Origin of the sequence: Mesorhizobium sp. CA14, assembly GCF_020165195.1 — a bacterium.
Taxonomy (GTDB): Bacteria; Pseudomonadota; Alphaproteobacteria; order Rhizobiales; family Rhizobiaceae; genus Mesorhizobium.
In genome coordinates this window covers 1-22389 of the sequence record NZ_JAIUHR010000025.1, presented here as the reverse complement: position 1 = coordinate 22389, position 22389 = coordinate 1, and the positions used below count along the sequence as shown (strand labels likewise).

Here is a 22389-nt window from a genome sequence, read left to right as displayed (position 1 = left end):
ACCGGCGGCAGACGGCCGACGTTTCGCAAGCGGGGTGTGCATGACTTTCACAAAACGCTTGACGCGAAAGCGCGCCGGATCAATCTTCACTCTTAAGAAAAAAATACGACTGAGTGGAAACACACCAGAGCGACCATAGTGGCCGGGGAGCAAGCTTCGCAAAAGCCGAAGCGTCGCCGGCGGGGAACAGAAAAAGGGGAAGACACAAGATATGAGCACGATAAGCACGGCCCTCGAGCAGCCTGCAGAAAGCAAGCTGCTCAGGCACATCGACTGGCGTGGGGCCTTCTGGGTGGCAAGCGGCGTTCCAGCGCTGGTCCTGTTCTCGATCGGCGGCATTGCCGGCACGACCGGAAAGCTCGCCTTCCTGATCTGGACGGTGTCCATGATTATGGGCTTCCTGCAGTCCTTCACCTATGCCGAAATCGCCGGCCTGTTCCCGAACAAGTCGGGGGGCGCGTCGATCTACGGCGCCACGGCCTGGTTGCGCTATTCCAAGTTCATCGCGCCGCTATCGGTGTGGTGCAACTGGTTCGCCTGGTCGCCGGTGCTGTCGCTCGGCTGCTCGATCGCCGCCGCCTACATCCTCAACGCGCTGGCGCCGATCCCGGCCTTCACCGAGACATCGCCGGAAGTGGTCGCCTACATCGCCGCGCATGCCGGAACGGCGCCTGCCGATGCCGTCGCCGCGGTGGCGGCTGCCGCCACGCCCGCGATCCGTACCTGGTCGCTGTTCAGCCATACGCTGGGTCCAGTGTCCTTCACCTTCAACGCCACCTTCTTCATCGGCGCGGTGCTGATGCTGATCATCTTCGCGATCCAGCATCGCGGCATCCTCGGCACGGCCAATGTGCAGAAATATATCGGCCTGCTGGTCATCATCCCGATGCTGATCGTCGGCGTCGTGCCGATCTTCACCGGCCAGATCGACTGGGCGAACTTCTCACCGCTGGTGCCGCTGGCGGCCGCCTATGCGCCTGATCCGGGCTCTTGGAACATCGCCGGCTGGACGCTGGCGCTCGGCGGCATGTTCATCGCCGCATGGTCGACCTACGGCTTCGAAACTGCGGTCTGCTACACATCGGAATTCAAGAACCCCGGCACCGACACCTTCAAGGCGATCTTCTATTCCGGCCTGCTCTGCATGCTTTTGTTCATCCTGGTGCCCTTCACCTTCCAGGGCGTGCTGGGGTTGAACGGAATGCTGGCGACGCCGATCGTCGACGGCTCGGGGGTCGCCGACGCGCTGGCCGGCATGGTCGGTGGCGGCAAGCTGATCCACAGCCTGCTGGTCATGCTGATGATCCTGGCGCTGGTGCTGTGCATCATGACGGCGATGGCCGGTTCCTCGCGCACGCTCTACCAGGGTTCGGTTGACGGCTGGCTGCCGCGCTATCTCAGCCACGTCAACGAGCATGGCGCGCCGACGCGGGCGATGTGGACCGACCTCTGCTTCAACCTGATCGTGCTGGCGATCGCCTCGGCCGACGCGACGAGTTTCTTCTTCATCCTCGCCGTGTCGAACTGCGGTTACATCATCTTCAACTTCCTCAACCTCAACGCCGGCTGGATCCATCGCATCGACAACGGCCACATCAATCGCCCCTGGAAGGCGCCGACCTGGCTGCTCGGCATCGGCGCCATCTTCGCCTATGTCAACGCGATCTTCATGGGCGCCGGCGCCAAGGTGTGGAACCCGATGGCGCTGTGGGCCGGCCTGATCACCGCTGCCTTGATCATCCCGGTGTTCTGCTTCCGCCACTACATCCAGGATAAAGGCAAATTCCCCGAACACATGCTGGCCGACCTCGGCATGGCAGGGGCCGACCTCTCGGTCAGGAAGGCGGGCATGCTGCCTTACCTGACGCTGATCGCCGGCGTGGCGGTGATGCTGATCGCCAACTGGGTGTTCGTCATCTGACACGGCAGCCTGAAAACAGACGAGCGCGCCTCGGCGCGCCCGTTATCTTTTGGGCAATCGTTTCAATCGCTGCGTCAACCTGGTTTGCGGCCGGCCGCTTCTTGGAAGAACCGATCCCGGAGCATTTTTCGCCCGGCGGACCTTGATGCAGATCATCCGCCACCGGCTTTCACCGATGGCGGATGATCCCAGGTTGCCACGTCTATTTCTATTCCGCAGCCAAGGCCAGCTGCGGTCTTTCGACGCCTTCGACCTTCTCCGGCTCGGGCGCCTGCTCGTCGGCCTTGGCCTTCTTGGGCGCGCGGCCGAAGAACAGGGCGTAGCCGGCCGGCAGCACCAGGATGGTCAGCACCGTGGCGACGAGTATGCCGCCCATCATGGCGTAGGCGAGCGGCCCCCAGAAGACGGCGCGCGAGATCGGGATCAGCGCCAGCACAGCGGTGAGCGCCGTCAGCATGATCGGCCGGAAACGGCGGACGGCCGCACCGACGATCGCTTCCGATCGCTCCATGCCGGCCGCGATATCCTGATCGATCTGGTCGACCAGGATGATCGAGTTGCGCATGATGATGCCGAGCAGCGCGATGACGCCGAGGATGGCGACGAAGCCGAACGGCGCGCCGCTGATCAAGAGCGCCGCGGCGGCGCCGATGATGCCGAGCGGACCGGTGGCCAGCACCAGCATCGACTTGCCGAAATGCTGCAGCTGGACCATCAGCAGCACCACGATGACGGCAAGCATGATCGGCGCCTTGGCCGCGATCGAGGCCTGGCTTTCGGCCGAATCCTCGGCGCCGCCCTGGATCTCGACCTTGTAGCCGGGGGCAAGGCCGGCGCGCAGGTCCTTCATGTCGTTATACATCTTGGTCACGACGTCGTTGGACTGCACGCCGTCCGGCAGCGTGGCGCGTACGCTGATCGTCGGCAGGCGGTCGCGCCGCCATTCGACACCCTGCTCCATCACCGGCACGACCTTGGCCACCTGCGAGAGCGGCACCGATCCGCCGAAGTCGGTCGGGATATAGACCGAGTCGACCGAAGAGAGCAGGTGGCGGGTCGCCTCCGGCTCGCGGGCGACGATCGAGACCGTCTCCTCGCCGTCGCGGAAGTCGTCGAGCGGCGCGCCGGACATGGTGGCCTGCAGCATCTGGCGGATGCGCTGCGAGGTGACGCCGAGCGCGCGGGCACGATCCTGGTCGATCACCAGCTTCATCGCCGGCACCGGTTCCAGCCAGTCGTCATGGATGGCGCCGAGCAGCGGATTGGCCTGGAACCTCGCCTTCACCTCGTCGGCGATGCGGCGCACCTCCTTGCGGTCCGGCCCCATGACGCGCATCTGCACCGGCCAGCCTGTCGGCGGACCGAGGAAGAGACGGTCGACCTTGCCGCGGATCGAGGGGAAGTCCTGCGCCAGGATCTTGCGCATCTTGACGATCAGCCGCTCGCGCGCCGGCTCGTCCTTGGCCATCACCAGGAGCTGGGCGAAGTTCGGATTGCGCAGCTGCTGGTCGAGCGGCAAGAAGAAGCGCGGCGCGCCCTCGCCGATATAGGTGGCGATGAAGCGCTTGTCCGGATCGTCCATCATCTTGGTTTCCAGTGCCTTGGCCTGGTTCTCGACCTCCTTGATCGAGGTGCCTTCCGGCAGCCACAGGTCAACCAGGATTTCCGGGCGCGAGGATTGCGGGAAGAAGTTCTGCGGGATGAACTGGAAGGCCCAGAGGCTGGTGGCGAAGGTGACCAGCGTCATCACCAAAACAATGATGCGGTGGCGCACGGCCCAGGCGACCGTCGCGCGCAGCCGGCGGTAGAAGGCGGTATCGAAGACATCGTGATGGGTGCCGGCATGCTTGCGCTGCTTGAGGATCATGTAGCCCAGCCACGGCGTGAAATAGACCGCGACGAACCACGACACGATCAATGCTATGCCGACGACGTAGAACAGCGTGCGCACATATTCGCCGGCGGTCGACGCGGCGAAGCCGACGGGGATGAAGCCGGCCGTGGTGATCAGCGTGCCGGTCAGCATCGGGAAAGCGGTCGAAGTATAGGCGAAGCTCGCCGCCTCGATCTTGACCAGCCCCTCCTCGAGCTTTCGCTCCATCATCTCGACGACGATCATGGCGTCGTCGACCAAAAGACCGAGCGCAATGATGAGCGCGCCGAGCGAGATGCGCTGCAGGTCAATGCCGATCTCGTACATGATGGCGAAGGTGGCGGCGAGCACGAGCGGGATGGCGATGGCGATCACCAGGCCCGAGCGCCAACCGATCGACAGCAGCGAGACTGCAAGCACGATGAGCAGCGCTTCGCCGAGCGCCTCCATGAACTCGTTTACGGCATCCTTCACGACCTCCGGCTGGTCGGAGATCTGGTCGACCGAAACGCCATATGGCAGTCCGGCCTCGAAGCGCTGATAGGTCGCCTCGACATCCTTGCCGACGTCCCTGACGTTGAAGCCCTTGGCCATGACGACGCCGACCTGAACGCTCTCATGGCCGTTGAAGCGGTATTTGCGCTCGTAAGGATCCTCAAGGCCGGAAGAGACGGTGGCGATGTCGCCGAGGCGCGTCACCTGGTTGCCGGAACGCAGCCTCAGCTCGCGGATGTCGGCGGCCTTGGTGACGTCGCCCTCGACCGAGATGCGCACCGAGCGCAGGCCGGTATCGACCGAGCCCGCCGGATCGACGGCATTCTGCCCCTTCACGGCGTTCTGCAGGTCAAGGATGGTCAGCCCGCGCTCGGCCAGCGCCTTCGACGAGACGTCGATATAGATCTTCTCCGGCTGGTCGCCGATGATGACGGCCTTTTCGACACCCGGCGTCGTCAACAGCATGTCGCGCGCCTGAATGGCGAATTTCTTCAGCTCCGGATAGGTGAAACCGTCGCCGCTGATCGAATGCAGCGTGATGAAAGTGTCGCCGAACTCGTCGTTGAAATAGGGACCGAGCAGGCCTTGCGGCAATTCATTGGAAATGTCGCCGACCTTCTTGCGCACCTGATAAAAGGCGTCCTTGACCTCTTCGGCATTGGTGTCGCCCTTGACCTGCAGCGTGATGATGGCGCTGCCGGCGCGGGTGTAGGAGCGCACGAAATCCAGATGCGGCGTCTCCTGCAGCTTGCGCTCGATCTTGTTGACGACCTGGTCCTCCATGTCCTGGATCGAGGCGCCCGGCCAGATCGCCTGCACCACCATGACGCGGAAGGTGAAGTCGGGATCTTCCTTCTGGCCCATGCGCATCAGGCCGAGCACGCCGGCCAGGATGATCAACCCGAACAGGAAGCGCGCGATGCTCGGATGTCCGATCGCCCAACGCGAAAGATTGAAGGGCCGCTTTTCAGTGCTGCTGTCGGTGGGGGTCATGGCACACGTCCAGTCCAATTGATCGGCAAGGCATGCTCGCTTGGCATGCCGCTTCTAGTTCGGTGGGCTTCCGGGCGGCGAGACCCCTCAAGCGGAGAGAGACTCGCAAATCGCGCTGGACGCGGCACTGCTGCGGGGGAGCCAACATGCCGGCATCTCACGATCGGGCGTTCGCCGCCCGGAACCCATGCCTCCCCCGGCTCGCGGCTGACACCGCGAGAGCGGGAAAGGCGTCTGTTGCGCCTGACTTCAGGTCTTAATTCGATGCATGTCGTTGTCCCAAAACCGCTTCGCACTTTTGGGCGACAAGCATCAGTGCAGGCTGCCGGTCGTAGCGACGTCGTTCTCCGCCGAGGCGGATTGCTGGGCGTCGCCGGAAAGCTTGACCTTCAGATTGTCGGTCATGAACTGGGTGCCGGCCGCAACCACGACGTCGCCCTGTTTCAGGCCGTCGGCAACGGCAACGCCGTCGGCGGTGAAGTTGGCGACCTTGATCGGACGCTGATGCACCGTGTCGGAGGCGCGGTCGACCGTCCAGACGATCTGCTTACCGTCCTTCTCGGCCATCGCCGTCAGCGGGATCGAGACGAGCTGCGTCTTGCTGCCGACGGTCGCCTGGACATTGGCAGTCATGCCGAGCAGCACGCGCGGGTGGTTGGGCAGCGAGACCCGGACAGCGAAGGTGCGCGACTGCGGATCGGCGCTGCCGGCGACCTCGCGGACCTTTCCGTCAAGCGTCAGCCCTTCCTCCGACCAGAAGCTCGCCTTGACCTCCTTGCCGGGCTTAAAGCCGGCGATGTCCATTTCCGGCACCGCGATCGATACTTCCTTCTCGCCGTCGACTGCGACCGTTATGACCGGGGTGCCGGCGGCGACCACCTGACCGACATCGGCGGAGATGGCGGTGACGATGCCATTCTTGCTGGCTTTCAGATCGGCGTATTGAACCTGGTTCTGCGCCTGGGCCAGCGCCGAGCGGGCGGCGTCGCGGGTTGCCACCGCCTGGTCGTAGGTCAGTCGCGCCTGGTCGAGCTGCGACTTCGGCGCGAAATTCTTGGCATAGAGCTGCTCGGCGCGCTTCCTGGCGAGGTCGACGGTCTCGACCTGGCGCTCGGCGGCGTCGAGGCTGGCCGCAGCGCTCTTGACCGACAGCTCGTAATCGGCAGGATCGACGCGGGCGAGCACATCGCCCTCATTCACATGCTGGCCGATATCGACCAGACGCTCAGTGACCTTGCCGGCGATACGGAAGCCGAGATTCATCTCGGTGCGGGCGCGCACCGAGCCGGAATAATCGAGCTGACGGGTGGTTTGCGCCTCGCCGATTTCGACCACTTTCACCGGCCGGAGGACTTCCTGGACGACCTCGGCCTTTTCCTGGCTGCAGCCGGCAAGGCCGAGCACTGCTGCGATGACGGCGGCGGTTGGGAGGCCTGCGGCCGGCAGCCTGCGGAGGATGGAACTGGACAAAGACACCTTAGCACTCCCGAACTGGAGATGATTTATCGACCGCACCTGGCGGACGGCTTCTATTTCAAGGCTCTGATGGCGAAGTCGATAAGTTCGTCGGGCATTGCCCGGTTGGTCTTGGCAAGACACTGCGCCACCATTTGCGGATGGCACAGAATGACGGTGGCGGCGCCGAAGCAGCGCGACGCCGTCTCCGGATCCTGCTCCCTGAACTCGCCGGCCTCGATGCCCTCGCGGATCACCTCGGCGAAGAGGTCGTGGATGCTGTTGACATGCTTGTCGATGACGGACCAGTCGCGCTCCAGCGCGACGATGACCATCTCATGCACCTTCTCCTGGTCCAGCATGACCTCCAGCGTCATCTTGTACTGGGCATGGATGTAGCGGCGCAGCCGTTCCTCGGCGCTGACCGGGAGGTGCATGATCTCGTAAGCCATGCTGTAGCTGGCGCCGAGCATGCGGCCGCATACGGCCTGGTGGATTTCGACCTTGGAAGCAAAGAAGCGGTAGATGTTGGCCGGCGACATGCCGAGCTCGCGGGCGATGTCGGCGACATTGGTCTTGCCATAGCCGTAGTGGCGAAACAGCCGCTCGGCGCAGTCGAGAATGCGGGTCACATTCTCCTGTCTGGCGGGGTCTGCCACGGTGTTGGCGGCTTCGGACATGGCACTTTCGTTTGATGAGTGACGAATTTCAATTTTCGTCAGTCGTAAAACGAAAGCGGGGCAGAGTCAACGCGGAATCGACGTACGCGTATAATTTGGTGACAGATGGTGACAGTAGCGAGGGCCGCGGTGTGATGAGAAGGAGAATGTTCCTAAACGCAGCGATCCTTCGCACCCCCCTCTGTCCTGCCGGACATCTCCCCCGCAAGGGGGGAGATTGGCAGCCTCAGCGACGGTGCTTCACCTTGCGGGGGAGATGGCTGGCGAAAGCAGTGACGAGATTGATCTCCCCACTTGCGGGGGAGATGGCCGGCAGGCCAGGGGGTTGGCGGGAACTCGGCCTCGCCTGTTTGAGGCTCACGCCCCCTTGGCCATTTCCCGCAACCGGAACTTCTGGATCTTCCCCGTCGAGGTCTTCGGGATTTCGGCGAACACCACCGCCTTCGGCACCTTGAAGCGGGCGAGCAGCCCTCGGCAGTGCTCGATGATCTCGGCCTCGGTCGCGGTCTTGCCGGGCTTCAGCTCGACATAGGCGACCGGCACCTCGCCCCATTTCTCGTCGGCGCGGGCAACCACACCGCAGGATGCGACCGAGGGATGCTTGTAGAGCGCGTCCTCGACCTCGATGGAGGAGATGTTCTCGCCGCCCGAGATGATGATATCCTTGGAGCGGTCCTTCAGCTGGATATAGCCGTCGGGATGCATGACGCCGAGATCGCCGGAGTGGAACCAGCCACCGGCGAAGGCTTCGTCGGTGGCCTTGCGGTTCTTCAGATAGCCCCTCATGACGATGTTGCCGCGGAACATGACCTCGCCGATGGTCTCGCCATCGGCCGGCGTTTCGACCATCGTCTCCGGGTTCATCACCGTGAGGCCCTCGAGCGCGGCATAGCGCACACCCTGGCGCGCTTTCTTTGCCGTCCTCGCTCCCTTCTCCAATGCGTCCCACTCGTTGTGCCATTCGTTGACGACGGCCGGGCCGTAGGTCTCGGTCAGGCCGTAGAGGTGGGTGACCGCGAAGCCGGCATCGGCCATGCCGGAAAGCACGGCCTCCGGCGGGGGTGCTGCGGCGGTATTGAAGGTGACGGTTTGCGCGAACTGCCGCTTGTCCTCCTCCTTCGCGTTGATCAGCACCGACATGACGATCGGCGCGCCGCACAGATGGGTGACGCCATGATCGGCGATCGCGTCATATATCGGCTTTGCCCGCACCCAGCGCAGGCAGACATGGGTGCCGGCCTGCACGGCCAAGGTCCAGGGGAAGCACCAGCCGTTGCAATGGAACATCGGCAGCGTCCAGAGATAGACCGCGTGCTTGGCCATGCCGGCATGGATGGTGTTGGTGTAGGCCATCAGCGCCGCGCCGCGATGGTGATAGACGACGCCCTTCGGATTGCCCGTCGTGCCGGAGGTGTAGTTGAGCGAGATGGCGTCCCATTCGTCATCGGGCATCGACCAGGCAAAAGCCTCATCGCCGCCGGCGAGAAAATCTTCGTAGTCGAGCGTGCCGATCCGATCGCCCTTTGGATAGGGAGCGTCGAGGGCATAGTCCGGATCGTCATAGTCGATGACCAACGGCCTGGCCTTGGCCAAGGCCAGCGCCTCTTTCACGACGCCCGAGAACTCGCGGTCGACGATCAGCACCTTTGTGTCGGCATGGTCGAGCTGGAAAGCGATAACGGCGGCGTCCAGGCGCGTGTTCAGCGAGTGCAGCACCGCCTTCACCATCGGCACGCCGAAATGCGCTTCCAGCATCGGCGGCGTGTTCGACAGCATCACCGTCACCGTATCGCCCTTGCCGATGCCACGTTTCTCAAGCGCCGAGGCGAGCTTCAGCGAGCGGCGCCAGAACTCGCGATAGGTGATGCGCTGGCTGCCATGAATGATGGCGATGTGGTCGGGATAGGTCTTGGCCGCGCGCTCAAGATAAGTGAGCGGCGTCAGCGGCTGGTGATTGGCGGCGTTCCTGTCGAGATCCTGTTCGTAGGGATTGGCCATCCCGTTCTCCCCGATGTTCTTTTCGAGCTTTCTAACCTTAGGCCCGCCGCCACGCTATCCCCCTTCCGCGGCTGAAAATGCTATGCAGCGCCGGCTTGGTAGAATGGTGATCCGGATTGAGTCGCGCCGCGAGGCGATTGCGACTCGCGCAAGCAAATTTGACTTTTGTCGAGAGCCGTGACTAATGTCAGCCAAGGAGGCGGCATGGCTATCAGACCGGCAGAACAGCTCATCCATAAGGCCGCCTGGCTTTACTATGCGCACGGCCTTCGCCAGGACGAAGTGGCGAGCCAGCTCAACATTTCACGCGCCTCGGTCGCCATGTATCTGCGCAAGGCGCGCGAGACCGGCATCGTCAACATCTCGACCTCGACGCAGCTCTTCACCGACGACGTGATGGCGCGCCGGCTGGAGGATGCCTTCGGCCTGGACGCCGTCTGGATCGCGCCGGAAAATGCCTATCTCGCCGACCCCTCGACCGACATCGCCGTGCTTGCGGCGAGCGTCTTTCTCGAGCTGGTGAAGAAGGGCGACCGCATCGGCGTCGCCTGGGGCCGCACCGTCTACACCATCGCCGACATCATGTCCTTTGCCGACCTGCAGGACGTCACCGTGGTGCAGCTCTGCGGCAATCTCGGCGCCCCTTATTCCTATCGGCCCGACCAGTGCACGATGGAGATAGCGCGACGGCTCAATGCCAAGGGCCTGAACTTCTACGCGCCGCTGGTGCTGTCGACGGAAGAGCTGGCAAAGAGCCTGCGCGCCGAGCCGGTGATCCGCGACCAGTTGGCCGGCATCGCCGATTGCGATCTGGCGCTCTATTCCGTCGGCGCGGTCGACGCCGACAGCCACCTGGTGAAATGCGGCGCGCTGTCGCCGGCCGAGATGGAAGCGCTGCGCAGCCAGGGCGCGGCCGGCGTCATCGCCGGGCAGATCATCGACGCCAGCGGCGAGGTTCTCGACTGCAGCTACAACCGGCGCGTCATCTCAGCCGAGCTCGCCTCGCTTCGCGCGATCGAGAAGCGGCTGATGGTGGTGCAGGAACACACCAAGTTCGAGCCGCTGCTTTCGGCCATCGCCGGCGAGCTCTGCACGCATCTGGTGATCGGCGCGCACATGGCCGAGCGCCTGCTCGAGCACGCCGGTGCGACAACCAGGAAGGCCTCTTAGAAACTCCACCCTCGCCGCTTCTGTCATAAAGGCGTCGCGGCTTTCTGTTCATGAGCAAAAAGACGAGTATCGGACGGATCGACATGAAGAACCTTTGGAATGACGCCGACGCGGAAAAGATGGTTGCCGACTATGCCAAGAAGGGCGTCGGTCGCGACCTTGCGCTGCGCGTCTATACGACCCGCCTGCTCGGCGGCGAGCCGCGCCTGGTGCTGCATGGCGGCGGCAACACCTCCTGCAAGACCAAAGCCACCGATCTCGTCGGCGACGAATGGGACGTGCTCTGCGTCAAGGGCAGCGGCTGGGACATGGCGGTCATCGAGCCGCAAGGTCTGCCGGCGGTGAAGATGGGCGCGCTGCTCAAGGCGCGCTCTCTGGACAAGCTCTCCGACGAGGACATGGTGGCGCTGCAGCGCTCCAACCTCATCGACCCGTCCTCGCCCAACCCCTCGGTCGAAACGCTGCTGCATGCCTTCCTGCCGCATAAGTTTGTCGACCACACGCATTCGACGGCGATCCTCGCCATCGTCGACCAGGAAGACAGCAAAGCGCTGATCAAGGCCGTGTTCGGCGACAGACTAGGCTACGTGCCCTACATCAAGCCGGGCTTCGACCTCGCCAAGGTCGCGGCCGAAGTCTTCGACGCCGACCGAAAAGTCGAGGGCCTGATCCTCGACAAGCACGGCATCTTCACCTTCGGCGACGATGCCAAGCAGGCCTATGACCGCATGATCCACTATGTGACCATGGCCGAGGATTATGTCGCCAAGAACGGCAAGCCGCAGGCGGCCAAGGCGGCGCTGCCGGCAAAGCTTGCGAAGCCCAGCGACATCGCACCGACGCTGCGCGGCGCCGTGGCCGTGGCGCGCGGCGAAGGCCGCTTCGACCGCATGATCAGCGACTTCCGCACCTCGGACGCCATCGTCGACTTCATCAATTCCGCCAAGATCGCCGAGTTGGCCGGGCGCGGCGTCTCGACGCCGGACCTGTCAATCCGCATCAAGACCGGCCCGATGGCGGTACCGGCGCCCGACGCCGACAAGCTCGGCGATTACAAGGCTGCCGTCCGCAGCCATGTCGATGCCTTCGTCAAGGACTATACCGCCTATTTCGAGACCAATGACGCGCTGGACGACGTAAAGCGCACCATGCTCGACCCGATGCCGCGCCTGACGCTGGTGCCGGGGCTAGGCATGTTTGGCCATGGCCGCACGCTGAAGGACGCGAAGATCGCGTCAGATGTCGGCGAGATGTGGATCGAGGCGGTGCGCGGCGCGGAAGCGATCGGCAATTTCCATCCGCTCTCCAAGGCCGACCTCTTCCCGCTCGAATACTGGTCTCTCGAGCAGGCCAAGCTCGCTTCCAACAAGCCAAAGCCGCTGACCGGCCAGGTCGTGCTGATCACCGGCGGTGCCGGCGCCATCGGCGCCGCGACGGCAAAACTGTTCGCGGCCAATGGCGCGCATGCCGTGATCGTCGATCTCGACCCGGCCAACGCAGCGGAGGCGGCGAAGGCGGCCGGCAACAACTCGATCGGCGTCGGCGCCGACATCACCAAGCCTGCCGAAATGCGCGCTGCCTTCGACAAGGCTGTCGCGGTCTATGGCGGCCTCGATATCCTGGTCTCTAATGCCGGCGCTGCCTGGGAAGGCCGCATCGGCGAATTGGACGACGCCACGTTGCGCAAGAGCTTCGAGCTCAACTTCTTCGCTCACCAGTCGGCGGCGCAGAACGCGGTGCGCATCATGCTGGAACAAGGCACGGGCGGCGTCCTCCTCTTCAACACCTCCAAGCAGGCGATCAATCCCGGCCCGAAATTCGGCGCCTACGGCATTCCGAAAGCCGCGACATTGTTCCTGTCGCGGCAGTATGCGCTTGACTACGGCGCCTATGGCATCCGCTCCAACGCGGTCAACGCCGACCGCATCCGTTCCGGGCTTCTTACCGACGCGATGATCGCCAGCCGTTCCGGGGCGCGCGGCGTGTCTGAAAAAGAATACATGTCCGGCAATCTGCTGGGACAGGAAGTGACGGCCGACGACGTCGCGCAGGCCTTCCTGCACCAGGCGCTGGCCGAGCGCACCACGGCGGATGTGACGACGGTGGACGGCGGCAACATCGCGGCAGCGTTGCGCTGAATATATAAGACATGCCTTGGGAGCGGTTCGTGAACGACGAGCCGCTCCATGTCCTTGTTTTGGCGTAGTTTGGGACCGAAGGCGTTTTCACGCTTCTGCTGAAGAACTGCTCGAACCCGTCAAAATCCGCACCAATCCTTCGCGTATTGCTCAGCCAGTTTAAGGGGCGCCTCGTGTTTCGCATGCGGCTCCAACCCTGATCATTGGTGGAGCTCCAGATGGCGGCGAAAAGACTTCGTATTGGCGTGCTCTTCGGCGGGCGCTCCGCCGAGCATGAAGTATCGCTGCTTTCAGCAACCAACGTCATGGCTGCCTTGGAGCCGGCGAAATACGATGCCGTTCCGATCTTCGTCACCCGCGAAGGGCAATGGCTGCTGAGCCGCTTCGAGGACGGCGCGCTGGCGACGCCGTCGGCCGGCACGCTGCTCTGCCTGGTGCCGGGCGGCCATGGACGGATGCTGGCGATTCCCGCCGGCGGCGTGCCTCGCGACCTGCCCGCCATCGATATCCTGTTTCCGGTCCTGCACGGCCTGCATGGCGAAGACGGCGCGGTGCAGGGCCTGGCCGAGGTGGCGCGCGTGCCGCTCGCCGGCTGCGGCATACTGGGTTCCGCCACGGCCCTCGACAAGGACATCGCCAAGCGGCTGCTGAAGGCGGCCGGGCTGCGTGTGGCGCGCTCGGTGACGATCGGCGAAGGTGCGGCGCCTTCGCTCACCGAACTGGAAGACCAGCTCGGCCTGCCGCTGTTCATCAAGCCGGCGCGGCAGGGCTCGTCGGTCGGGGTCGCAAAGGTCAATGCCAGCCAGGAATTCGATCGGGCGCTCGAGGAAGCCTTCCAGCACGACCGCAAGCTGCTGGCAGAGGAATTCGTCCGTGGCCGCGAGATCGAATACAGCGTGCTGGAGAGCCCGGCGGGCGAACTCTTCGTCTCGCGGCCGGGCGAGATCGTGCCTGCGGAGAGCCACGGTTTCTACAACTACAACGCCAAATACATCGACGAGAATGGTGCTGCCTTGGTCGTGCCAGCCGAGCTGCCGCAGGAGGTCGAGGATGCCATGCGCGATGCGGCTGCAAGGGCGTTCAGGGCGCTCGGTTGCGACGGCATGGCTCGCGTCGACTTCTTCCTGATGCCGGACATGAATTTCCTGATCAACGAGCTCAACACCATTCCGGGCTTCACCAACATCAGCATGTACGCCAAGGCCATGGCGGCTAGCGGCGTCAGCTATCCGGAGGTCATCGACCGTCTGGTGGCACATGGGCTGGCACGCGCCGGCCGGTGAAAAAGACCTGAGGATTCGAAATCTCGGCAGCGGCCAGTTGGCCGCGTCGCCGCATCAGTCCGGCAGCCCGGCCTTGCGGAAGCCATCGACGAAATGATCAAGCGTCGCGTCGTCACGGAACGGCTCCGTCTCGACCCAGCGCTGCGTGGAGAAATGCGGATTACCGACGAGGAACAGCGCGACCTCGGTGCGCGCCTCGTCGAGACGGCCGAGTTGCGCCAGGCTTGCCGCCAGAAAGCGGCGCGAGCTTGTGCGGTAGGTCTCGTCCCGGCGCAGCGTCTCGACGGCCGCTTCATAGTCACGGGCCGCATACTGTGCCTGGCCGAGCGTCAGATAATACCAGCTCGGCGGAAAGGGGTTGAGGCGGAAGGCCTTCCGGATGTGCTCCAGGCCCTCGTCTACCCGCCCGCCCAGCACGTCGATATCGGACAATGTTGCCCAGATATCCGCCTCGTTCAGATCGAGCTCGATCGCCTTGGCGAATTCCGCCTCGGACCGTTCGAAATCGCGTTCATAGGCAAGAAGGTTCGCCAGAACCCAGCGGCAACCGGCGTCGTTGGGATCGATCGCCACAGCCTTGCGCGCCAGTTCCAGGGCCGTGCTGCGGGCAGGCTCGAACGGCTCGCCCCAATGCACCCAGCCCATCCAATGGTTCATCGCGAGCCAACGATAAGCCTCCGCGTAGTCCGGGTCGAGCGAGACCGCGCGCGTCAGCATCAGATGCGCTTCGCGCGCCATCTGCGGCGACTCGTCGAACAGTTTTCGCGCCCGGACGACAAGATCATAGGCTTCGAGGCTCTTCGGCCGGTTGCGCTCCGGCAGCGCGCGCAGCCGCCCGAGCAGCGCCTCGACGATCTTGGCTGTCGCCTCGTCCTGAACGGCGAAAATGTCCTCAAGGCTGCGATCGAAACGCTCCGCCCAGAGATGCTCGCCGCTCAGCGCGTCGATCAGCTGCGCATTGATGCGCACGCGCCCCACGGCGCGCCTGGCGCTGCCTTCCAGCAGGTAGCGCACGCCAAGCTCCGCGGCGATGGCGCGCACGTCCATGGCCTTGTCCTTGTAGGCAAAGACCGAGTTGCGCGCGATGACGAAGAGGCCCGGGATCCGGGAGAGATCGGTGATCAGGTCTTCGGTCAGGCCATCGGCGAAAGAGTCCTGCTCGGGATCGCTGCTTAGATTGACGAAGGGCAGCACGGCGATCGACGGCTTGCCGGGCAGCGGCAAGGGTTTGCGCGTAGCGTCGGGCTGTTTGACCGTACCGGTGAAGCGATAGCCGACGCGCGGCACCGTGGCGATCCACTCGCCGCCACCTGTCGCCGGACCGAGCAGCTTCCTGAGCTGCGCGATCTGGACAGTGAGATTGCCTTCTTCGACCGCGGTGCCCGGCCAGGCTGCGTCCATCAGCTCGGCCTTGGCCAGGATTTCGCCCGGACGCGCGACGAGGGCCTCCAACAGCTTCAGCCCGCGGTGACTGGCGGCGACGGGAACATCGCCCCGGAGCAGCGTTCCCGCGCCCGGATCAAGCACGAACGGTCCAAAAGCGAAGCGCGATCCCTGCATGCGGCGATCTATAGAGCAATTCCAGGAAAAGTGTGAAGCAGTTAAGTTCGGCGACTTCGCCGTAACCCTCCGTCCGGAATTGCGTAAAAACAAAGGGATAGAGCGGTTCGCCGCTTCCGTGAAACGGTGAAACGCTCTAACGATTTGGAAGTTTTGAGAACTATTTGGGAGGGCTTAATTACGCCGCCGGCCGGCTGCGGCACACTGCAATCTCAATCAGGTCCAGGGTTTTCAGATCCCTCATTCGATGGAGGTTGCCATGAACGATACCTTCACGCTCTCTACGTGTCCGGCGGCGGCATCGGCCATGCACTCAAGGCGCGGGCGCTTCAGTCTGGCGGCCTTGCGCAGCCTTATCGCCGAGCGGCGCAAGCAGGCCTATTTCCGCTTCGAGCTCAAGCGCATGGCGATGGACAATCCGCATCTGATCGACGACATCGGACTGACGAGAAAAGAGGTCGAGGCGGAGATCGCCAAGCTGCCCTTCTGGCAGCGATAAAGCCGCCTCGGACCGGCTGAAAAGACAGAGAGCGGCCCGTTGGACCGCTCTCTTCATTTGCGACAGGCGGAACCCCTTACTTGGCGTTCGGGTTCGGCATCCAGGCCGGCATCGCGACATCGGCATGGGCGAACTGCGGCAGCTTGGCCGACAGGTCTTCCATGTTCTTGATGTCCTTGTCGATCAGCTCCTTCTGGGTGATCAGCGTCGGCGGCACGATGACATTGTGGCCGGGATCCTCGCCGGCAAGCAGCTGCGCCAGCGCGCGCACCGAGACCTGGCCGACCACGGCGGGATTGGTGGCGGCGGTCGCCGCCCAGGCGCTGTCCGGTTCGCGCATCGCGGCGATGTCCGAGGTCGAGATGTCGGCCGAATAGATCTTGATCTTCTTGTTCAGCCCGGCCTCATCGACGGCGATCTTCACACCCTTGGCAAACTCGTCATAGGGGGCGAACATCACGTTGATGTCGGGATGCGCCTGCAGCACCGAGCGCGCCTGATTGGCGACGGAGTTGGCGATCGGGTTGTCGAGCGTGCCGAATTGCGCGACCTCGCTGATGCCCGAATATTTCTTCTTCACATCCACCCAGGTCTCGTTGCGGCGGTCGAGCGGAGCGATGCCGGCAACATAGACATAACCAGCCTTCCAGCTCTCGCCATTGTCCTTGACCGCCTGCTCGAGCGCCAGCTTGGCGAGGTCTTTGTCCGACTGCTCGATCTGCGGGATCTTCGGGTTCTCGACATTGACGTCGAAGGCGACGACCTTGATGCCGGCATCGACCGCGCGCTGGGCGGCGTCCTTCATCGATTCCGTCAGGCCGTGCTGGATGATGATGCCCTGCACGCCGAGCGCGATCGCCTGGTCGACCATGTCGGCCTGGAGCGCGGCGTCCTGGCGGCTGTCCAGCACGCGCAGGTCGACGCCGAGCGCCTTGGCCTGCGCCTCGACGCCGGAGAGATAGGCCTGGAAGAAGTCGCCGGTCGACAGATAGCGCACCAGCGCGATCTTGACGCCCGGCTTATCGAACGGCGCCGGCTTGTCCGCCGCCAATGCCGTGCCCTGCACCAGCAGCGCCGCGCCAGCGAGGCCGAGTGCCGCCTTCCCCAAAAGTCTTCTTGTGATGCTCACTTCGTTTTCCTCCGTTTTGTCTCAATGCCCCGGTCGAAACTATCTCTTGCCCCTGCCGGAAAGGGCGAAGGTGAAGACAAGGGCGACGACAAGCACCGCGCCCTTGACGAAATCCTGCGTGTAGTAAGGGGCGTTCATCATCGTCAGGCCTTGCAGCAGGACGCCGACGAACACCGCGCCGACGGCCGTGCCGAAGGCGTTGGGCTTGGCGGCGCCGAGCACCGCGTAGCCGATCAGCGCCGCGGCGACAGCGTCGAGCAACAGATTATTACCCGAGGCGATGTCGCCGCGTCCAAGCCGGGCGGCAAGCAAAATCCCGCCGATCGAGGCGAAAACTCCCGAAATGACATAAGCCCAGATTTTGTATGCCTTGACAGGCGCGCCGGCGAGTTCAGCCGCCCTCTCATTGCTGCCGACCGCATACATCATGCGGCCGAAACGGGTGTATTCGAGGAAAAACCAGATCAGCGCTGCGAGCACGACGAGCACGACGACCGAGACCGGGATCAGGTTCGGGATGAAGAAGTCGATGCGGTGGCGCCCGAGCGCCAGGAAGGCTTCCGAAAACTTGCCGTTGGCGACCGAGCCGTCGGGCATGGTCATGCCGGTGGCGATCGAGCGGCCTTCCGTCGGAATGCGCTGCAGACCGAGCAGCAGGAACATCATGCCGAGCGTGGCCAGCAGGTCGGGCACGCGCATATAGACGATCAGCCAGCCATTGATCAGGCCGACGATGACGCCGATGACAAGGCAGGCGATGACGACGACGATCGCGTTCTGCTCCAGCACGACCATGGCGTAGGATGCCGCCATCATGGCGCTGGTGGCGACCGAGCCGATCGACAGGTCGAAGCCGCCGACGACGAGCGTCGCCGTGACGCCGAGCGCCAGCACGCCGGTGATGGCCACCGACTGAAAGATGAAGACGGCGCTCTGCGGCGAGGCGAACCCGTCGGCTGCAACAGCGAAATAGGCGATCAATCCGACCAGCAGGACGATGAAGCCGTAGCGGATGGCGTAGGCGCGCAGTGTCATCGAACGCTCCCGCGCCGTTGCCTTGCCCGCCAAACTGGAACTCATGCCTGCACTCCGGGTCTCGTCATCCTGCGATCTCACGCCGCGCTGTGGAGCGGTCCGCCGGCCACTTCCGCCAGCAGCCGGTCGAGATCGATATCATCGTTGCGGTGCTCGCCGACGATCGTGTGTTCCGACATCACCAGGATGCGGTCGGCGGTCTCCAGCGCCTCGTCGAGCTCGGTGACGAAGATCAGCGTCGCGCGGCCGTCGGCGCTTGCCCTCAACTTGGCGGCGATGTCGCGACGCGCCGAAATGTCGACGCCCTGGAACGGCTCGTCGAGGATGAAGAGGCGCGAGGCCTGCGACATCCAGCGCGCCACCATCACCTTCTGCTGGTTGCCCCCGGAAAGCGCGGAGAGTTCGTCCTTCTCCGAGCGGCAGACGATGCCGAGCTCGTCGATCTGGCGGCGGGCGGCGATGCGCTCAGCGCGCTTCTTCATGACGCCGAAACCCGACATGCGCTTGAGGAACGGCAGGCTGATGTTGCGTTCGATATTGAAGCCGCCGACGATGCCGCTCGCGGCGCGGTCCTTGGCGACCAAGAAGACGCCGGCGGCGATCGCCTCGCGCGCCGAGCCCGGCGCGTAGGGCTTGCCGTCCATGTGCATGGTGCCGGCAAGCGGCCTGCGCACGCCGAACAGCGTTTCCGCCAAAGCCGTCTTGCCGACGCCGACCAGGCCGGTGATCGCCACTACCTCCCCGGCGCCGAGCGTGATCGAGATCGGCCGCGAACCTTGCGCCAGCCGCAGGCCCTCGGCGGTGAAGACGGCTCGGGCCGAGCTTCTTGCAACCACCTTGTCGAGATGGATCTTGCGGCCGAGCATGGCGTTCACCGCGCCCTCATAGTCGAGCGGCTTCCGGTCGAAAACGCCGGAGACGACACCGTCGCGCATCGACACGATGCGGTCGGCCAGCCGCCTGATGTCGGACATGCGGTGCGAGATATAAAGGATGGCGACGCCCTGCCCGCGCAGCCGGTCGATCAGCGAGAACAGCCGGTCGGCTTCGGCGCTGGACAGCGAAGAGGTCGGCTCGTCGAGGATCAGGACCTTGGGCCGATGCGCCATGGCGCGGGCGATGGCCACCATCTGCCGATCCGCCAGCGACAAGTCGCTGACGCGCGCCTTGAGGTCGATGCCGAGCCCCATGCGGTCGGCGACGGCTCTCGCCTCGGCTCGGACATTGGCCGGCTTGAAAAGCAACGACGCGCCTTTGCCGCTCAGCCGGTCGAGCGTCAGATTGGTGGCGACGTCGAGGTCGGCGACGACGCCGTCATTGATGTTCTGGTGCACGGTGACGACGCCGGCGCGAATGGCTTCGGCGGGGGTTTGCGGGTCGAAGGCCTTGCCGGCGAGCCGCATCGTGCCGCCACCGCGCGCATAGACGCCGCTGACGATCTTGACCAGGGTGGATTTGCCGGCGCCGTTGGCGCCCATCAGCACGGTCACCTCGCCCGCAAAGAGGTCGAGCGAGATGCCGCCAAGCACCTCGTTCTGGCCGAAGGATTTCCTCAGGCCCTCCACATGGAACACGGCATCTGCGCCCATTCGTTCCTCCCGGATCGCGACGCTATGGGCTCATTCGGCAATTGTCAACACGATTGACATTTGCCAGAGCGCTTCCTAGCTTGGCCCCGCCGCTGTGGCTCCGCTATCGTCGGAAACCACGCGCAGGAGGGAGAGAATGACCGGGAAGTTCGAAGCATTATCCGTGGAAACGCTGCCGAAGCGCCTTGGCGACACCGCGGCCCTGACCGAGCGCATCGGTAAGGACACCAGTCGCTGGAAGGTACAGGAGGTCGGCGACGGCAATCTCAACCTCGTCTTCATCGTCGAAGGCGACATGGGTGCCGCGGTGGTCAAGCAGGCGCTGCCCTATGTGCGGCTGGTCGGCGACAGCTGGCCGCTGCCGCTCAAACGCTCCTTCTTCGAATATCATGCGCTGACCAGGCAGGAGCGCCGTGCGCCCGGCTCGGTGCCGGCGATCTTCCATTTCGACGAGACCCAGGCGCTGATCGTGATGGAGTATCTGGCGCCGCCGCACGTCATCCTCAGGCGGGCGCTGATCGACGGCCGCGAACTGCCGAACATCGCACGCGACATCGGCCTGTTCATGGCCCGTACGCTCTTCCGCGGCTCGGATCTGTCGATGGTGACAAGAGAGCGCAAGGCCGACCTGGCGCTGTTCGCCGACAATGTCGAGCTCTGCGACATCACCGAGAACCTGGTGTTTTCTGATCCCTATTTCGACGCCAATATGAACCGGCATACTTCGCCGCAGCTCGACGGCCTGGTCGCCGAACTGCGCGCAGACCGCGATCTCAAGGTCGAGTCCCAGCGGCTGAAGCATCTCTTCACCGCCAATGCCGAGACGCTGCTGCATGGCGACCTGCATTCAGGCTCGATCATGGTGACCGACAGTGAGACCCGGATGATCGATCCGGAATTCGCTTTCTACGGCCCGATCGCCTTCGACGTCGGGATGCTGCTCGCCAATTTCTGGATGGCGTTCTTCTCGCAGCGCGGCCACGAGGAGAAGGGCAGCCGCGACTCGATGCGCGCCTATCTGCTCGGTGTCACGGCCGAGACCTGGGCGACCTTCCGCGCCGAGTTCTCGCATCTGTGGCGAACCGAGCGCAGCGGCATCCTCTACCAGAGGAGCCTGTTCGAGGATCAGGGCGACCTGCTCGGCTCCGAACAGGCGCTCGACCACATGCTGCACTCCATCTGGACCGACCTGCTCGGCTTTGCCGGCATCGAGGTGCACCGACGCATCCTTGGGCTGGCCCACAATGCCGATTTCGAGACCATTGCCAATGCCGATCTGCGCGCCAGATGTGAGGCCAAGGCTTTGCGCTTCGGACGCCATATCGCCGTCAACCGGCGCCAGATCCACAGCATCGACGAGGTCAACAATTTGGCCGCGCGGATCGAACAGGAGAAGAGCCTTTGAACGTGGGCGAACGCCACTATCGCACCATCTGGCTCAGCGACGACAAGCGCTCGGTCGAGATCATCGACCAGCGCTGGCTGCCGCATGAGTTCCGCATCGAAACGATCGGAAGCGTCGCCGGCATCGCCGCCGCGATCCGCGACATGTGGGTGCGCGGCGCGCCGCTGATCGGCGTCACCGCGGCCTATGGTGTCGCCATCCAGATGATGGACGATCCGTCGAACGAAGCGCTCGACGCGGTCTGGGAGACGCTTCATAAGACGCGGCCGACGGCGATCAATCTGCGCTGGGCGTTGGACGAGATGCGCCGGCATCTGAAGCCGCTCGCGCCGGAGGAACGCGCGGAGGCTGCCTACAAGCGCGCCGCAGAGATCGCCGATGAGGATGTCGGGCTGAACCGCGCCATCGGCGAAAACGGACTTGCGATCATCAGGCAGATCGCGGCGAAGAAGAAGCCGGGCGAGAGCGTCAACATCCTCACCCATTGCAATGCGGGCTGGCTGGCGACGGTCGACTACGGTACCGCCACCGCGCCGATCTACCTGGCGACGGAAGCCGGCATTCCAGTGCATGTCTATGTCGACGAGACGAGGCCGCGTAACCAAGGCGCCCAGCTGACCGCCTGGGAGATGGCCGGGCACGGCGTGCCGCACACACTTATCGTCGACAATGCCGGCGGCCATCTGATGCAGCATGGCGACATCGACATGGTGATCGTCGGCACCGACCGCACCACCGCCAATGGCGATGTGTGCAACAAGATCGGTACTTATCTGAAGGCGCTGGCCGCCGCCGACAACGACGTGCCTTTCTATGTCGCGCTGCCCTCGCCCACCATCGACTGGACGGTGGCCGACGGGCTGAAGGAAATCCCGATCGAGCAGCGCTCCGGCGACGAGGTTTCGCTGGTGTGGGGCAAGACGGCCGACGGAAAGGTCGCGCAGGTGCGCGTCTCGCCGGATGCGACGCCAGCGGCCAACCCGGCCTTCGACGTGACGCCGGCGCGGCTGGTCACCGGGCTCATCACCGAGCGCGGCGTGGCGAAGGCCTCGCGCGAGGGGCTGAAGGCGATGTTTCCCGAGCGCAGCTAATCTCCCCCTTGAGGGCATAGGCGCTAAGATAGGGTATTGCGGCGCGGAATCGGTTGTGATTCTACGCTGGGGATG

15 protein-coding genes are annotated in these 22389 nt (G+C 64.1%); 7 read left to right on the top strand and 8 right to left on the bottom strand.

Annotated features, from left to right (window positions below):
• Positions 1-211 precede the first annotated feature (211 nt).
• Positions 212-1921, top strand: coding sequence for an APC family permease (locus LB565_RS22490; RefSeq protein ID WP_224587904.1), 1710 nt, complete (start codon positions 212-214; stop codon positions 1919-1921).
• Positions 1922-2129: 208 nt separating this feature from the next.
• Here LB565_RS22490 and LB565_RS22485 read toward each other — a convergent pair whose 3' ends face one another.
• The 4 genes from LB565_RS22485 to LB565_RS22470 all read right to left on the bottom strand — a co-directional run bounded on the left by LB565_RS22485 (position 2130) and on the right by LB565_RS22470 (position 9415).
• Positions 2130-5282: an efflux RND transporter permease subunit gene (locus LB565_RS22485; protein WP_224587902.1), complete on the bottom strand. Its 3153-nt coding sequence runs from the start codon at positions 5280-5282 to the stop codon at positions 2130-2132.
• Positions 5283-5594: 312 nt separating this feature from the next.
• Complete coding sequence (locus LB565_RS22480) at positions 5595-6728, bottom strand: efflux RND transporter periplasmic adaptor subunit (RefSeq protein WP_411970686.1); 1134 nt, start codon at positions 6726-6728, stop codon at positions 5595-5597.
• Between the two features lie 83 nt (positions 6729-6811).
• Entirely contained in the window at positions 6812-7417 is a 606-nt protein-coding gene (locus tag LB565_RS22475; protein ID WP_224587898.1) for a TetR family transcriptional regulator, read from the bottom strand.
• 357 nt (positions 7418-7774) lie between these two features.
• Positions 7775-9415 carry an acyl-CoA synthetase gene (locus LB565_RS22470; RefSeq protein ID WP_224587896.1) on the bottom strand — a complete coding sequence of 547 codons (1641 nt, stop codon included), beginning with the start codon at positions 9413-9415 and terminating at the stop codon, positions 7775-7777.
• A 204-nt stretch (positions 9416-9619) separates the two neighbouring features.
• Here LB565_RS22470 and LB565_RS22465 point away from each other — a divergent pair, with 204 nt between their 5' ends.
• The 3 genes from LB565_RS22465 to LB565_RS22455 all read left to right on the top strand — a co-directional run bounded on the left by LB565_RS22465 (position 9620) and on the right by LB565_RS22455 (position 14006).
• Positions 9620-10585, top strand: coding sequence for a sugar-binding transcriptional regulator (locus LB565_RS22465; RefSeq protein WP_224587894.1), 966 nt, complete (start codon positions 9620-9622; stop codon positions 10583-10585).
• Between the two features lie 83 nt (positions 10586-10668).
• Positions 10669-12723, top strand: coding sequence for a bifunctional aldolase/short-chain dehydrogenase (locus tag LB565_RS22460; protein ID WP_224587891.1), 2055 nt, complete (start codon positions 10669-10671; stop codon positions 12721-12723).
• A 218-nt stretch (positions 12724-12941) separates the two neighbouring features.
• Positions 12942-14006 (top strand): D-alanine--D-alanine ligase family protein, encoded by a 1065-nt coding sequence (locus LB565_RS22455; protein ID WP_224587890.1) that lies wholly within the window; start codon positions 12942-12944, stop codon positions 14004-14006.
• A 54-nt stretch (positions 14007-14060) separates the two neighbouring features.
• Here the strand turns inward: LB565_RS22455 and LB565_RS22450 are convergent, their stop codons facing one another.
• Positions 14061-15566, bottom strand: coding sequence for a winged helix-turn-helix domain-containing tetratricopeptide repeat protein (locus LB565_RS22450; RefSeq protein WP_224587888.1), 1506 nt, complete (start codon positions 15564-15566; stop codon positions 14061-14063).
• A 259-nt stretch (positions 15567-15825) separates the two neighbouring features.
• Between LB565_RS22450 and LB565_RS22445 the strand changes: the two genes are divergently transcribed.
• Positions 15826-16065 (top strand): DUF1127 domain-containing protein, encoded by a 240-nt coding sequence (locus tag LB565_RS22445; RefSeq protein ID WP_224587886.1) that lies wholly within the window; start codon positions 15826-15828, stop codon positions 16063-16065.
• A 76-nt stretch (positions 16066-16141) separates the two neighbouring features.
• Here LB565_RS22445 and LB565_RS22440 read toward each other — a convergent pair whose 3' ends face one another.
• The 3 genes from LB565_RS22440 to LB565_RS22430 all read right to left on the bottom strand — a co-directional run bounded on the left by LB565_RS22440 (position 16142) and on the right by LB565_RS22430 (position 19818).
• On the bottom strand, positions 16142-17194 hold the full coding sequence (locus LB565_RS22440) for a substrate-binding domain-containing protein (protein WP_224587885.1): 1053 nt from the start codon (positions 17192-17194) through the stop codon (positions 16142-16144).
• 39 nt (positions 17195-17233) lie between these two features.
• Positions 17234-18229: an ABC transporter permease gene (locus tag LB565_RS22435; protein WP_224588034.1), complete on the bottom strand. Its 996-nt coding sequence runs from the start codon at positions 18227-18229 to the stop codon at positions 17234-17236.
• Between the two features lie 77 nt (positions 18230-18306).
• Positions 18307-19818, bottom strand: a complete 1512-nt coding sequence (locus LB565_RS22430; protein WP_224587875.1) for a sugar ABC transporter ATP-binding protein — start codon at positions 19816-19818, stop codon at positions 18307-18309.
• Between the two features lie 136 nt (positions 19819-19954).
• Here LB565_RS22430 and mtnK point away from each other — a divergent pair, with 136 nt between their 5' ends.
• A complete protein-coding gene (mtnK, locus tag LB565_RS22425) occupies positions 19955-21223 on the top strand; it encodes an S-methyl-5-thioribose kinase (RefSeq protein WP_224587872.1) in 1269 nt (422 codons plus the stop codon).
• Positions 21220-22314, top strand: a complete 1095-nt coding sequence (gene mtnA / locus LB565_RS22420; RefSeq protein WP_224587871.1) for an S-methyl-5-thioribose-1-phosphate isomerase — start codon at positions 21220-21222, stop codon at positions 22312-22314. Before mtnK ends, mtnA begins: the two co-directional genes overlap by 4 nt.
• Positions 22315-22389: the final 75 nt, after the last annotated feature.

Bases quoted from the DNA above. Each gene is read 5' to 3' on its own strand.
- LB565_RS22445 (WP_224587886.1), top strand. From the start codon at position 15,826: ATGAACGATACCTTCACGCTCTCTACGTGTCCGGCGGCGGCATCGGCC.
- LB565_RS22490 (WP_224587904.1), top strand. From the start codon at position 212: ATGAGCACGATAAGCACGGCCCTCGAGCAGCCTGCAGAAAGCAAGCTG.
- LB565_RS22460 (WP_224587891.1), top strand. From the start codon at position 10,669: ATGAAGAACCTTTGGAATGACGCCGACGCGGAAAAGATGGTTGCCGAC.
- LB565_RS22435 (WP_224588034.1), bottom strand. From the start codon at position 18,229: ATGACACTGCGCGCCTACGCCATCCGCTACGGCTTCATCGTCCTGCTG.
- LB565_RS22485 (WP_224587902.1), bottom strand. From the start codon at position 5,282: ATGACCCCCACCGACAGCAGCACTGAAAAGCGGCCCTTCAATCTTTCG.
- LB565_RS22475 (WP_224587898.1), bottom strand. From the start codon at position 7,417: ATGTCCGAAGCCGCCAACACCGTGGCAGACCCCGCCAGACAGGAGAAT.
- LB565_RS22465 (WP_224587894.1), top strand. From the start codon at position 9,620: ATGGCTATCAGACCGGCAGAACAGCTCATCCATAAGGCCGCCTGGCTT.
- mtnK (WP_224587872.1), top strand. From the start codon at position 19,955: ATGACCGGGAAGTTCGAAGCATTATCCGTGGAAACGCTGCCGAAGCGC.
- LB565_RS22430 (WP_224587875.1), bottom strand. From the start codon at position 19,818: ATGGGCGCAGATGCCGTGTTCCATGTGGAGGGCCTGAGGAAATCCTTC.
- LB565_RS22450 (WP_224587888.1), bottom strand. From the start codon at position 15,566: ATGCAGGGATCGCGCTTCGCTTTTGGACCGTTCGTGCTTGATCCGGGC.
- LB565_RS22455 (WP_224587890.1), top strand. From the start codon at position 12,942: ATGGCGGCGAAAAGACTTCGTATTGGCGTGCTCTTCGGCGGGCGCTCC.
- LB565_RS22470 (WP_224587896.1), bottom strand. From the start codon at position 9,415: ATGGCCAATCCCTACGAACAGGATCTCGACAGGAACGCCGCCAATCAC.